Raw genomic sequence first — 13,108 nt, 5'->3', positions numbered from 1 at the left:
AACCTGCGCGACACACAGATCCCGAGTACGCCTTACAACTGACTGCTTTACATTAGAAGGGCCTGGCGGTGTTGCTGTACTTCTCCAGATACTTCAAACGCTGTGAAGGTTGAAGATTGGTCAGGGTGATATCCCCGGCATAATGATTAAGTACCCGATGGTCCATGCGTCGTCGCCATAAGTACGGTACATACGCCCAGACAATCATGCTGGCATAACCGTATGGCAGTTGCGGCGATTCATCAAAGTGACGCAGGGACTGATAACTTCTGGTTGGATTGGCGTGATGGTCGGAATGACGCTGTAGTTGGAACAGAAAGATATTGGTCACAATCCGATTACTGTTCCAGGAATGGCGTGGCGAGCAGCGTTCATAACGACCGTTGGGCAACTTCTGGCGCTTCAGGCCGTAATGTTCGACGTAGTTCACCACTTCCAGCAGCGAGAAACCGTAGATGCCCTGGATGATCAGGAACGGAATCACGGCCGCCCCCAGCCATGCAATCATCGCGCCCCACAACACCACGCTGTACATCCACGCGCTGAGTACGCCGTTCTTCCAGTGCCAGGCCGGCAGGCCGAGTTTGCGCAGGCGTTCACGTTCCAGGTTCCACGCCGAGCGGGCGCTGAACCACACCGAGCGTGGCAGAAAGGCCCAGAAGCTCTCCCCCAACCGCGAGCTGGCCGGGTCTTCCGGGGTGGCGACGCGTACGTGGTGGCCCCGGTTGTGTTCAGTGTAGAAGTGCCCGTAGAAGGTCGGCGCCAGGGTGATCTTGGCCAGGACGACTTCCAGCAGGCGCGGCTTGTGCCCCAGCTCATGGGCGGTGTTGATGGCGATACCGGTGGCGGCGCCGGTGGACATCGCCATGCCCAGGTAGGTGAACCAGTTGATCTCGCCATGCAGCTGGGTACGGGCGGTGATGAAGGCGGCGGTCTTGGCGAGCCAGCTCGATGGGTCCAGGGTGGCGGTGGCATTCAACAGGCCGCCGCTGATGATCCAGTCGATGCCGCCTGCGGCCAGCCACCCGGTGATCACCACCGAGGAGATGACAAACAGCACGCCGGTGTAGACGATCCAGCGGTAGTAGCTTTGGGATTCGAGGTTGCTGACGGCGGATTCCGGCGGGTTGCTGACGTCTTCACCCAGCAGGCCGTCGATCAACGGGATCAGGCCGAAGATCACCAGTACGCCGACCCACCACAGTTGTTGTACGCCCGTGGTGATGGCCAGGGCGCCGGAAAGCAATGGGGTTGCCAGGGGCATGATGCCGAGCCACCACAGGTGGCGCTTGCCGTCGGTCCAGACATTCGGGGCAGCCAGGGTCTGATTCATGGCAGCCTCCGCACGAGGCAGGTGGGCAGGGAGCAAAAATCAACACTGAACAGGTACACGGAGCGGTGACTGCTCCGAGAATTCAACCATGCGATAAAAGGCGTTTTTTTCATTATTTTATTCGCTCTTAGGCATTTCAAAAATTATTTCAAATTAGACATTGAAATATTTTTTTAAATAAATAGCGCGGAATCGTTAGGTCGTCAACTAAATTTTTGAACCCTTTTGAACGTGACCGGGCAGTCTGTTTTTCAGCCGTTTGGTCAGGTGTCTAGGGCAAGCATTGACGGGGTCGAACCGCGAGTTCGGTAGCACAATTATTTGCTCGCCAACGCAAACGGCGGATGCAAAACCGTGGCGCTTTCGGGAGGCCGGACGCGCTTGGCCACCTGTTCGACCACCGCTGCGACACGCTCGCTGGCGGTAATCGGCAACATGTGCCCGCGCCCTTCCACCAACTGCAGCTTCAGGCCCGGCACCCGGCTGGCCAGGGCCTGGCCGTGTTTGCGGAAGTCCAGCACCTTGTCCTGCGCGCCATAGATCAGCCCGATCGGCAAGGTCAGCTGCGGGTAGCGCTTGACCATGTCCGGCAGGAAATCGTTGACCAGGTTGATCTCGGTGGAGGCGGCATAGAAGTTATCGGGCCGCATGCCCAGCAACCCGCCACCGCGGGTGGCAAAGTCTTCGGGGGCCGGGTCGGGGGCGAACACGCCTTTGACGGTCGCCTCCTTGGTCAACATCCCAAGGGGCATGGTCAGGGTGTGCGAGATGAAGCGCCGCAACCATCCGGGGCGTATCGCCAACGACATAAACACCAAAGGCAGCATGCGCTGGGGATGGGTGAGCGGCGCCACCAGGATCAATCCGGACACCGCGTGGGGATGGTCCAGTGCCAACGCCAGGGAAATCGCCCCGCCGAGGGAATGTCCCAGCACCAGCGGCTTATCCAGGTCCAGCGTCTTGATAAAGCTGGCGACTTGCCGGGCCTGGCTAGGCAGGTCGGCGGCGGTGCCGGCATGCCGGGTGGAATAACCCGAACCCGGACGATCCAGGGTGATCACCCGAAAGTGCTCACGCAATTGGGCAGACAAGGCATAGGTCAGGTTACGACTGCTGCCCATCAGCCCGTGGATCATCACCAGCGGCGGCCCCTTGCCCTCGTCTACATAATGAAAGCGCTCGCCATTGATCTCCAGAAAGCGCCCGTTGATCGGAACAGCAGCTTCTATACGCCGTGTCATCCGGGCACTGAAGGCCCACAACACTACGCTCAGCCCTACACACACACCCGCAGCGACAACCCACTCGACAGCCATAGCTCGGTCCTCTGCATCCCTGCGTTGCTGGCGGCCCGACCGGTATTGGTCAAGGCCTCAGCCATCGTCCACCCCTGGACCTTAACTGCGTGCGTAAAGCTCTCGTCCGTCGGATAAGTCGCACTTGAGGAACTGGGTCGTAGCCTAGACGATATTTTCAGGTAGATTATTTAAAATCTTTTTTAAAATAAATAATTCAATTTTTCTTTGCAATGGTGTTCTATCTAAAAAGACAAAACAAAAACAAGGAGCACATCCGATGTCGAAACCCGTAAGGCGCCAGCAGCCCACGAGGGACAGCCTATGAATGCCCATGACACCGTCGACATCGCCATCATCGGTTCCGGATTTGCCGGGCTGTGCATGGCGATCAAACTCAAGGAAGCCGGCTTCAGCGACTTCTTTATTGCCGAGCAGGCCGATTGCCTCGGCGGCACCTGGCGGGACAACCACTACCCCGGTTGCGCCTGCGACGTGCAATCCCATGTCTATTCGTTTTCCTTTGCGCCCAACCCGGACTGGACGCGGCAATTCGCGCCCCAGGCGGAGATTCGCGCCTACCTGGAACAGTGCTCGCAGCGCTTCGGTCTGGCGCCGTTCCTGCGCTTTGGCATGGGCCTGCAGAAGGCCGTGTTTGATGAGGCGCAGCAGCGCTGGAGCCTGAGTTTCAGCAATGGCCGCCAGGTCAGCGCGCGGGTGTTGGTGTCGGGGATGGGCGGCCTGTCACGCCCGGCGCTGCCGGACATTCCCGGGCTGGACAGCTTCAAGGGCAAACGCTTCCACTCCCAGCAGTGGGACCACGAGTACTCGTTGAAAGGCAAACGCGTGGCGGTGATCGGCACCGGCGCCAGTGCCATTCAGTTCGTGCCGCAGATCGCGCCGCAGGTGGCCCACCTGGACCTGTTCCAGCGCACGCCGCCGTGGATCATGCCCAAGCCCGACCGGCCGATTTCACGCCTCGAACGCTGGGCCTTCAAGCACCTGCCCTTCACCCAGCGCCTGGTGCGCGGGGCGTTCTACTGGGCATTGGAAGGTCGCGTGGTGGGCTTTGCCCGGCACCCGGGCCTGATGAAAATGGTGCAGAAAATCGCCGTGCGCCACCTGCACAAACAAGTGGCCCGCCCTTCCCTGCGCGCGACCCTGACGCCCGACTACACCATCGGCTGCAAGCGTGTGCTGATCTCCAACGACTACTACCCGGCGCTGTCGCGCAGCAACGTGCAGGTGGTGACCGACAACGTGCTGCGCATCGAGGCCGACGGAGTGATCACCGCCGACGGCATCAAGCACCCGGCCGACTGCATCATTTTCGGCACCGGCTTCCAGGCCACCGATCCCCTGCCCCGCAACTGCATCATCGGCCGGCATGGCATCGACCTGATGGACACCTGGCAAGACGGCGCCCACGCCTACCTGGGCACCACAGTGCCGGGCTATCCGAACCTGTTCCTGATCGTCGGGCCCAACACCGGGCTGGGGCATAACTCAATGATTCTGATGATCGAGGCCCAGGTCACCTACATCCTTGACGCCCTGCAGCACATGCAGCGCCATCGCATCGCCACGGTCGACGTCAAGCCGACGGTGGAGCTGGCCTACAACGCCAGGCTGCAGGACAGACTCAAGGGCACCATCTGGTCCACCGGCGGCTGCAAGAGCTGGTACCTCGACCCGCGCACCGGCAAGAACACCACGCTGTGGCCCGGCTCGACCTGGCGCTTCAAGCAGGTCACCCGGCATTTCGCCCTCAAGGACTACGTCGCCAGCCTGGCGCCGCTGCCGTCCACACCGCGCCCTGCTGAGGCGCCGCCCCACACCACCCCTGAAGGGAGCCTGTCATGAAGTCATTCAACGGCCGCGTGGCGGCGATTACCGGTGCGGCCTCGGGCATGGGCCGCGCGTTGGCACTGGCGTTGGCGCGTGAAGGCTGCCACTTGGCGCTGGCCGATAAAAACAGCCAGGGCCTGGAGCAGACGGTCGAGTTGATCAAGGCCCAGGTGCTTGCGCCGGTGCTGGTCACCTCGCAGGTGCTGGACGTCTCCGACCGCCAGGCCATGGAGGACTGGGCCGCCCGGTGCGCCATCGACCATGGCCAAATCAATCTGATCTTCAACAACGCCGGGGTGGCCCTGTCGAGCACCGTCGAGGGCGTGGACTACGCCGACCTGGAGTGGATCGTCGGGATCAATTTTTGGGGCGTGGTGTACGGCACCAAAGCCTTTTTGCCGTACCTCAAGGCCAGCGGCGACGGCCATGTGGTCAACACCTCCAGCGTATTCGGCCTGTTCGCCCAGCCCGGCATGAGCGGCTACAACGCCACCAAGTTCGCCGTGCGCGGCTTTACCGAATCCCTGCGCCAGGAACTCGACCTGCAAAAAAGCGGGGTCTCGGCCACTTGCGTGCACCCCGGCGGGATCCGTACCGACATCTGCCGCAGCAGCCGGATCGACGCGAACATGACCGGCTTCCTGATCCACAGCGAACAGCAGGCCCGGGCCGACTTTGAAAAGCTGTTCATCACCGACGCCGACCAGGCCGCCAAGGTCATTCTGCACGGCGTACGCAACAACAAACGCCGCGTGCTGATTGGCCGCGATGCTTACTTTCTGGACCTGCTCGCCCGCTGCCTGCCGGCGGCCTATCAAGCGCTGGTGGTGTTCGCCAGCAAACGCATGGCGCCCAAGCAACGCAGCGCGCCGTCACCCGTCCTTGAAACCAACGAAGAGCACCGTCTCTGACCTGGAGTACCGATCATGTTGCCGATTCGCCGCGATATTCGTTTTGCCCTGCCGGCCGAACGCATCAAGAACTGGCATGAACAAGGCCCGTTCATCACCCACTTTTTCAACGCGTTATCGTTGCTGTTTCCCCAGGGCGAACTGTTCTTCATGGACAGCGTGCGCCATTACCGCCAGCGCATCGAAGAGCCGGAACTGAAGAAAGAAATCCAGGGGTTCATCGGCCAGGAGGCCATGCACAGCCGCGAGCACGTGGCCTACAACGACCTGCTGCAAGCCGCCGGGCTGCCGGCGCATACCCTGGATCGTCGGCTGAAGATGATCCTCGACGCGCAAAAAAGTACATGCCCGCCTCGTTCAACCTGGCGGTGACCATTGCCCTGGAGCATTACACCGCGATGCTCGCGGAAATCCTCCTCAGCGACCCGTCACGGTTTGGTGATTCGGTCAAGGGATACCAACAGATGTGGTACTGGCATGCCCTGGAGGAAACCGAGCACAAGGCCGTGGCGTTTGATGTGTGGAACCGTGTGATCAAGCCTGGGCCCAAGCGGTATTTGCTGCGCACCGGGACCATGCTCGTCACCACGCTGCTCTTCTGGCTGGTGATCTTTGATTTCCACCTGCGCCTGCTGTTTGCCGACCGCCGTTCGGGCGGGCATTTGAAGGGCTTCTGGCGGATGCTCAAGTTTCTCTACGGACCCAAGGGCGTGTTCCCGCGCATGGCGTTGCCCTGGTTGCATTACTTCAAGCCAGGGTTTCATCCCTGGGACCATGACAACCGGGCGCGCCTGGCGGGCATTGACCGATTGGTGGAGGAAATCGAGCAGACCCATAACGGTTATGGGTCCGCGTGAATCCGCTCAGCGTTGGGTCGGGATACGAATCTCGCCGTCCCGGCACTGGCTCTTGACGCTGCGCGGGCAGCCGGCAAAGGCCAGGTCCTTGGTCAGGCACACCCGCACCTCGGTCAACACCGCGCCCTTGCAGATCACGGCCAGCCCGTGGTTGCCCATGGCCGGGTTGCTCTCGCGAAACAGCGCTTCGATGTCCCGCGCAGCCAGGCCGCCACGGACATTGAAGGGCTCAAGCTGCTGCGGGATCTTGACCACGCCCAGCGCGGCATCGGTCTTGTCCAGATAGGCTGACGCCTCAAGCCCGCTGCAAGTGCCGTGCTTGGCCCACTCATGCCTGAGCAGCCTGGGCGACGGGAACAACGTCCTGCCCCGGGCGAAGTCGGCATCCGACAACCGCGACTGCGGCTCACACGACGCCGGCCAGCCGCCCTTCGCGTACTGCGGCCACAGGCCATGCAGGACAAACCCGTAGCCCTTGCCCGAACACTGCTGGTCGTCCGGATGCGTCAGGCAGAAGGTCGGCGACCAGGACAACGACAACACATAAAAATCAAACTCCCCCGCCTGCCCCTGCGCCCGCGGTGCTGCCGTGGCAGCGCTCGCCAGCACCAGAAACAACCCCATCCAGGCTGCGTTCCATTTCATCTGTTCATTCCTTTAAAAGAGAACATTCCAGCACGGTTAAACAGCCAGGTTGGGGTTACGCTGTAGCACCCGGTCCATGACCCGGTCGGTCTTCAACGCCTCGATCGCCAGCGCCGGGTGTTTGCTCTCGCCGCGAATGTGCGCGTTCATCCCCAGCACGTGATGCCACTGGATATGCGCGTGATTGGGCACCTCCACTTCCTCGCGGGTCTCGGCCTCAAGGCGCAACGGTGCTTCATCGAATACCGAGAAGGTGATGCGGCCCTTGCTGCCGATCAGTTCCACCAAATCCTCGCGACGGTCGGCAACAAAGTTCCAGCAGCCCATGCCCAGCGCGCCCGAGGCGAAGGTCCAGCAGGCGGTCACGGCGTCTTCAGCGGCATAACGCCCGGCCTGGCGCGCGGTAAACCCGGCCACATCGACGATATCCCCGGCCAGGTACTGGAACAGGTCAAAACCGTGGCTCGCCAGGTCCGCAAAATAACCGCCGCCGGCAATCGCCGGGTCGGTGCGCCAGTTGCTGCTGCTGGCGTCGTCCTCGGAAGGCGGCTTGCACAAGGTCCAGGTCAGGTGGCGCAACTCACCGATGCGCCCGTCCTGCAGCCAATCCCGCACTTGCTGGAAGCGCGGCAGGGAACGCCGGTAATAGGAGACAAACAGGTGCAGCCCGGCCTGTTCAAAGGTGCGCTGCATCAGCGCACTTTGCTCGGCATTCAGCGACATGGGTTTCTCGACGCAGCAATGCTTGCCCGCGGCGGCCACCATCAGGCTGTACTCCAGGTGACTGTCGGGCGGTGTGGCGATGTAGACCGCGTCCACTTCAGGGTCGTCGATCAGCGCCTGGGCGTCGGTGTAGAACCGGGCGATGCCATGGCGTGCCGCATAATCGCGCACGGCCTCCTCGCGGCGCCCCATCACGGCCACCAGCGCGGAACCTGGCGCTTTGTAGAAGGCGGGTCCACTCTTGAGTTCAGTGACACTGCCACAGCCGATCATGCCCCAGCGTACGGTGTTCATCTGTATCTCCTTGCAGTGAGTTTTTTCGATGGGGCAGTATCGGTGTTTTCCAGCGCCCTCTCCACCCTGCCGGTTAAAGACTGAGCATGGCAATTGCATTACACTTTTATGACATTCATCCAACTGCAGGGGCACAGACGATGAAAATAAGGGCCACGGTGATTTGCGAGCACAACGGGCACATCCTGCTCGTGCGTAAAGCCCGATCGAAATGGGCACTGCCCGGTGGCAAGGTCGAGCGCGACGAGCGCCCGGCAGGCGCCGCCGCGCGGGAACTGGAAGAAGAAACCGGGCTGAACGTGGACGGTTTGCTGTTATTGCAGGAGTTGAAGGCCAGCGACACGCTGCACCATGTGTTCGAGGCGTCGGTGGTGAATATCGACGAAGCCCGGCCCCTGAGTGAAATCAAGGAATGCCAGTGGCATCCCTTCACCCGCCTGGAAGACCTGGACACGACCCAGGCCACCCAGCAAATCGTCAAATCCTTCCTGCGCCGCCTCTAAGGCGCCGCCAGTTCCGGGCTTTGCCCGCTGCGCGACAACGCCTGTTTTACCCAACCATTGGCTTTCTGCCGTTCGACAAAGGACTTGACGAACGCGGCAGCGGCTGCGTGCGCCACCGGTACCGCGACGGCCTGGCTGATGCTCATGAAGTCATCCTCCAGCAAGCGCCAGCGCTCATCCACTCGGGTTCGCAGGTAATCCCGAACCCCGGCCGCCGCATTCAGGTCTTGCTCGATAAACAGGTCCACGGCCCCTGCCGAGGTCGGCGCGCGCACCAGTTCGGCGTGCTGCACCGTGCGGCTCAGGTACAGGTCATACGCCGCGCCCTGGCCGACGGCGATGCGTTGGCCCGGAGCATCCAGTTGCGACACGCTGCTCAAGGGTGAATCCACCGCCACCAGGTACGTGCCCTTGATGATCACGTAGGGCGCACTGAAAGCGATTTCCTGCTCGCGCACCGGTTCGATGGCCAGGAATGCCACGCGCCAGAGGTCATCGGCCAATGCGGCGAAGACCTTGCCCGCCGCTTCAAAGGTGATCAACTCAAGCCGCACGCCCAACTCATCGGCCAGGGCCCTGGCCAGCGCCACCGACACGCCTTGGGGCTCGCCACCTTCACCGCGCTGGGCCAGCACCGGGTTGCCAAAGTTGATGGCAGCCCGAAGCACACCCTCGGGGGCCAGTTGTTGCAGTACCTGCGGGTCAATCATTACGCGCTCCTTGAACAGTTCTTTGCACGGTCTTGCGAATAACGAAGGGCAAGACGCCACCGTGTTCAAGGTAACCAACCTCCTGCAACGAGTCGAGGCGCAAGGTCAGTGCGGCGCGCGTGGTTTCACCGTGGGGGCGGTCAATCTGCAAGGTGATCCGGTTCTCGCCGACCTGCAGGTGATCCAGGCCGAGGAAGCTCAGGGACTCGCGGCCATCGAGGTGCAAATCCTGCACCGTCGCGCCTTCATCGAAGACCAGCGGCAGCACGCCCATGCCAATCAGGTTGCTGCGATGAATCCGTTCGATGCTGCGGGCCACCACCACCTTGACCCCCAGCAGGCTCAGGACCTTCGCCGCCCAGTCGCGGCTGGAGCCGGCTCCGTAGTTGATCCCGGCGAACACGACCGTCGGCGTCCCGGTGTAGCTTTGCGCGGCGAGGTACAGCGGCAGGTAGTCGCTGCGGTCGGCGTTCCAGGCCCAGACGCCCTGGCGCGGGGGTTGGTCGGGCGTCAGCAGGTTGTTCAGGCGCGGGTTGGTGAACGCGCCGCGCACCATCACTTCGTGGTTACTGCGCCGGGTCGAATACTGATTGAGGTCCGCCAGCGCTTCGCCGCGCTCCTGCAGCCAGTGCCCGGCCAGGCTGTCGGCCGGAATCGTGCCCGCCGGGGAGATATGGTCAGTGGTGACGTTATCGCCCAACACCACCAGGGCCCGCGCACGGCTGATAGACAAGGAACCGGGCGGCACCGGCGCGACGTCGGCGAGGTACTGCGGGCGGCGCAGGTAGGTGGAGTCGGGGTGCCAGGCAAACTGCACGCTGCCGTCGGCTTCCAGCGCTTGCCAATGGTGAGTGCCTTGCCACAGCAGTTGCTGGCGCTGCCGGAACAGCGCCGGGCGCACCACCGCCGCCACTTGCGCGGCCACCTCGGCTTCGCTGGGCATCAGCTCATGCAGGAACACCGGCTGCCTGTGAGCGTCCATCGCCAGCGGTTGGGCCGACAGGTCAATGTCGATGCTGCCGGCAATCGCATAGGCCACGCACAACGCGGGCGATGCGAGGTAGCCGGCCGGGACTTTCGGGTTGACCCGGCCTTCGAAATTGCGATTGCCCGAAAGCACCACCACGCCTTTCAAGCCCTGTTCGGCGAAGGTCTCGACATGGCGCTCAAGGCTGCCGGAGTTGCCGATGCAGGTCATGCAGCCAAAGCCCGCCAGGTCGAACCCCAGCGCGGCAAAATCCTCCAGCAAGCCTGCGGCTTCAAGGTAATCGGCCACCACCCGCGAGCCCGGTGACAGCGACGTCTTGACCCACGGTTTGCGCGTCAGCCCACGGGCGCGGGCGTTACGGGCGAAGAGCCCGGCCTGGACCATCTGCGCCGGGTTGGCGGTGTTGGTGCAACTGGTGATGGCCGACATCACCACCGCGCCATGGGTAATCGGCACCTGGAATGACGGTTCGAAAAACACCTGTTTGTCGGCGCTCACGTGCTGATGAAACGAAGCCCCGGCGTCTGCCAGGGACTGGCGCTGATGTGGCTGATGAGGGCCGGCGACACTGGGTTCAACCCGCGCCAGATCCAGCTCGATCCATTCATCAAACACTGGCTCGGGGTCGCCCTCCCGGCGCCACAGCGGCTGCGCCGCCATATAGGCCGAGACCTTGTTGATCAAGGCTTGTGGCCGCGCACTCAGGTTCAGGTACGCCAGCGTCTCGTCATCAAACGGGAAAAACACCACGGTGGCACCGTATTCCGGCGCCATGTTGGCCACGGTGCCCCGTGCCGCCCAACTCAGGGACGCCAGGCCCGGCCCGGTGAACTCGACAAACTTGCCGACCATGCTGCGCCGGCGCAGCAGTTCGGTCACCGTCAACGCCAGGTCCGTGGCGGTCACGCCGTCGCGCAAGGCGTTGGTGACGCGAATGCCCACCACCTGCGGGAAAGGAATCGGCACCGGCTCACCGAGCATCGCCGCCTGCCCTTCCAGCCCGCCGACGCCCCAGCCCAGCACCCCGATGGCATTGATCATCGGGGTGTGGCTGTCGGTGGCCACCATGCAGTCGGGGTGCAACAGCACGTGGCCGTTGCGCGGCGCGCTTTCCCACACCACCTGGGCGATGGACTCCATGTTCATCTGGTGGATGATCCCGGTGCCCGGCGGGATCACCTTGAAGTTGTCGAGGCTGGCCTGGGCCCACTTGATAAAGCGGTAACGCTCGCTGTTGCGGCGAAAGTCGATGTCCAGGTTGGCGTCCACCGCATTCGCCTCGGCGTAGTGCTCGACGATCACCGAATGGTCGATGGTCAGCACCGCCGGGATCGACGGGTTCACCGCCCGGGGATCACCGCCCAGTTCGGCCACCACATCGCGCATCCCGGCGAAATCCGCCAGGGCCGGCAGGCAGGTGGTGTCATGGAACATCAGCCGGTTGGGCTGGAACGGCACTTCGCAATCCGGCCCTTCGCCGAGGGCCCGCGCCAACACCTGGGGCAGCGACGCCGGGGCACAGCGGGCAATGTTTTCCAGGAGGATGCGCACGGAATACGGCAGCCGCTGGAGTTGCGCCGGGGTCAGCAGCTTGTGCAGGTCGATCCAGGCGAAGCGCTGGCCGTCGATGTCGAGGTGACTGAGATACGCGCTCATAGCTGCTTGAATACCCGCTCGATACGTTCAAGACCCCAGTCCAGTTCTTCACGGGTAATCGACAACGGCGGTGCGATGCGCAGCACGTTTTCGTGGGTTTCCTTGGTCAGCAATCCTTCGGCCAACAGCGCTTCGCAGATTGGCCGCGCATCGCGGTCCAGCTCGACGCCGACCCACAAGCCACGCCCGCGAATCTCGCGAATGGCCGGCGAGTTCATCGCCTTCAGGCGCTCCACCAGGTACTGGCCCAGTTGCGCGCTGTTATCGATCAAGCCCTCTTCTTCCAGCACCTTCAATGCTTCCAGGCCAATGGCCGCCGCCAACGGGTTGCCGCCAAAGGTCGAGCCGTGGCTGCCGGCGTCAAACAGGTCCATGATCGAATGATCCGCCACGAACGCCGACACCGGCATGATCCCGCCGCCCAAGGCTTTGCCAAGGATCAGCGCGTCGGGGCGAATGCCTTCGTGCTGGAAGGCGAACCACTTGCCGGTGCGGCCCAGCCCGGACTGGATCTCGTCGAGAATCAACAAGGTGTTGGTCTCGTCGCAGAGTTGGCGCAGCTCTCGCAGGAAACCCGCCGGTGGCACGCGAATGCCGGCCTCGCCCTGGATCGGTTCGATCAGTACCGCGCAGGTGTTGGCGGTGATCGCCTGGCGAAAACTCTCGATGTCACCGAAGCGCGCCTCGGTGAAACCGTTGCAGAACGGGCCGAAGTCGGCCTTGTAGTCAGGCTCGGAGGAGAAGCCGACGATGGTCGAGGTGCGACCGTGGAAGTTGTTGTCGGCCACCACGATGTTGGCCTGGTTCGCCGGGATGCCCTTGATTCGATAACCCCAGCGCCGGGCGGCCTTGATCGCGGTTTCCACGGCTTCGGCGCCGCTGTTCATTGGCAGGGCCGAGTCAAAGCCCGTGATGCGGCACAGGGTCTTGAGGAAATTGCCCAGGGGTTCGCTGTAGAACGCCCGGGAGACCACGCTGATCTTGTCGATCTGCGCCACGGCGGCGGCGCGAATGCGCGGGTGGACATGGCCGTGGCTGACGGCGGAATAGGCCGACATCATGTCCAGGTAGCGCTTGCCATCATCGCCAATGGCCCAGACGCCCTCGCCCTTGACGATCACCACCGGCAAGGGGGAATAGTTGTGGGCGCAGAATTGGTTTTCGAGGGTGATTGCCGGGTTGGAGTGCATGGTGGGAAGTCCTGCCGAATAAATAATAAATGAACAACGCAGCGCCACTGTGGGAGCTGGCTTGTGTGGGAGCGGGCTTGCTCGCGAATGCGATGGGTCAGTCACCGAATATATTGGCTGATACACCGCATTCGCGAGCAAGCCCGCTCCCACAT

10 protein-coding genes and 1 pseudogene are annotated in these 13,108 nt (G+C 62.6%); 4 read left to right on the top strand and 7 right to left on the bottom strand.

The window, feature by feature from the left end:
• Positions 1 to 52: 52 nt before the first annotated feature.
• Together JFV30_RS10165 and JFV30_RS10160 are read right to left on the bottom strand one after the other, a co-directional pair.
• A complete protein-coding gene (locus JFV30_RS10165) occupies positions 53 to 1,333 on the bottom strand; it encodes an alkane 1-monooxygenase (protein WP_201123448.1) in 1,281 nt (426 codons plus the stop codon).
• A gap of 317 nt (positions 1,334 to 1,650) precedes the next feature.
• On the bottom strand, positions 1,651 to 2,649 hold the full coding sequence (locus JFV30_RS10160; protein ID WP_201123446.1) for an alpha/beta fold hydrolase: 999 nt from the start codon (positions 2,647 to 2,649) through the stop codon (positions 1,651 to 1,653).
• A gap of 303 nt (positions 2,650 to 2,952) precedes the next feature.
• On the opposite strand from JFV30_RS10160, the gene JFV30_RS10155 reads away from it, so the two are divergent.
• From JFV30_RS10155 to JFV30_RS10145, 3 genes and pseudogenes are all read left to right on the top strand, one after another.
• On the top strand, positions 2,953 to 4,491 hold the full coding sequence (locus JFV30_RS10155; RefSeq protein WP_201123444.1) for a flavin-containing monooxygenase: 1,539 nt from the start codon (positions 2,953 to 2,955) through the stop codon (positions 4,489 to 4,491).
• On the top strand, positions 4,488 to 5,387 hold the full coding sequence (locus JFV30_RS10150) for an SDR family NAD(P)-dependent oxidoreductase (RefSeq protein WP_010173205.1): 900 nt from the start codon (positions 4,488 to 4,490) through the stop codon (positions 5,385 to 5,387). The genes JFV30_RS10155 and JFV30_RS10150 overlap by 4 nt, the downstream gene beginning before the upstream one ends.
• Before the next feature lie 15 nt (positions 5,388 to 5,402).
• Positions 5,403 to 6,244, top strand: a pseudogene (locus JFV30_RS10145) (metal-dependent hydrolase).
• Positions 6,245 to 6,250: 6 nt separating this feature from the next.
• Here the strand turns inward: JFV30_RS10145 and JFV30_RS10140 are convergent.
• Both JFV30_RS10140 and JFV30_RS10135 read right to left on the bottom strand, forming a co-directional pair.
• Entirely contained in the window at positions 6,251 to 6,889 is a 639-nt protein-coding gene (locus tag JFV30_RS10140; protein ID WP_201123443.1) for a ribonuclease T2 family protein, read from the bottom strand.
• A gap of 36 nt (positions 6,890 to 6,925) precedes the next feature.
• On the bottom strand, positions 6,926 to 7,906 hold the full coding sequence (locus JFV30_RS10135; protein ID WP_010173210.1) for a Gfo/Idh/MocA family protein: 981 nt from the start codon (positions 7,904 to 7,906) through the stop codon (positions 6,926 to 6,928).
• Between the two features lie 140 nt (positions 7,907 to 8,046).
• Here JFV30_RS10135 and JFV30_RS10130 point away from each other — a divergent pair, with 140 nt between their 5' ends.
• On the top strand, positions 8,047 to 8,409 hold the full coding sequence (locus JFV30_RS10130; RefSeq protein WP_201123441.1) for an NUDIX hydrolase: 363 nt from the start codon (positions 8,047 to 8,049) through the stop codon (positions 8,407 to 8,409).
• Here the strand turns inward: JFV30_RS10130 and JFV30_RS10125 are convergent.
• The 3 genes from JFV30_RS10125 to rocD are packed head-to-tail and all read right to left on the bottom strand — an operon-like array spanning position 8,406 to position 12,953.
• Entirely contained in the window at positions 8,406 to 9,119 is a 714-nt protein-coding gene (locus JFV30_RS10125; protein ID WP_201123439.1) for a transporter substrate-binding domain-containing protein, read from the bottom strand. The genes JFV30_RS10130 and JFV30_RS10125 overlap by 4 nt on opposite strands.
• Positions 9,112 to 11,763: an aconitate hydratase AcnA gene (gene acnA / locus JFV30_RS10120; protein ID WP_201123437.1), complete on the bottom strand. Its 2,652-nt coding sequence runs from the start codon at positions 11,761 to 11,763 to the stop codon at positions 9,112 to 9,114. The genes JFV30_RS10125 and acnA overlap by 8 nt, the downstream gene beginning before the upstream one ends.
• Positions 11,760 to 12,953, bottom strand: coding sequence for an ornithine--oxo-acid transaminase (rocD, locus tag JFV30_RS10115; RefSeq protein ID WP_201123435.1), 1,194 nt, complete (start codon positions 12,951 to 12,953; stop codon positions 11,760 to 11,762). Before rocD ends, acnA begins: the two co-directional genes overlap by 4 nt.
• Positions 12,954 to 13,108 lie beyond the last annotated feature (155 nt).

Source organism: Pseudomonas sp. TH32, assembly GCF_016650855.1.
In the GTDB taxonomy this organism is placed as follows: domain Bacteria; phylum Pseudomonadota; class Gammaproteobacteria; order Pseudomonadales; family Pseudomonadaceae; genus Aquipseudomonas.
The sequence above is the reverse complement of the archived record's forward strand: the minus strand, read 5'-3'. Positions and strand labels throughout refer to the sequence as shown.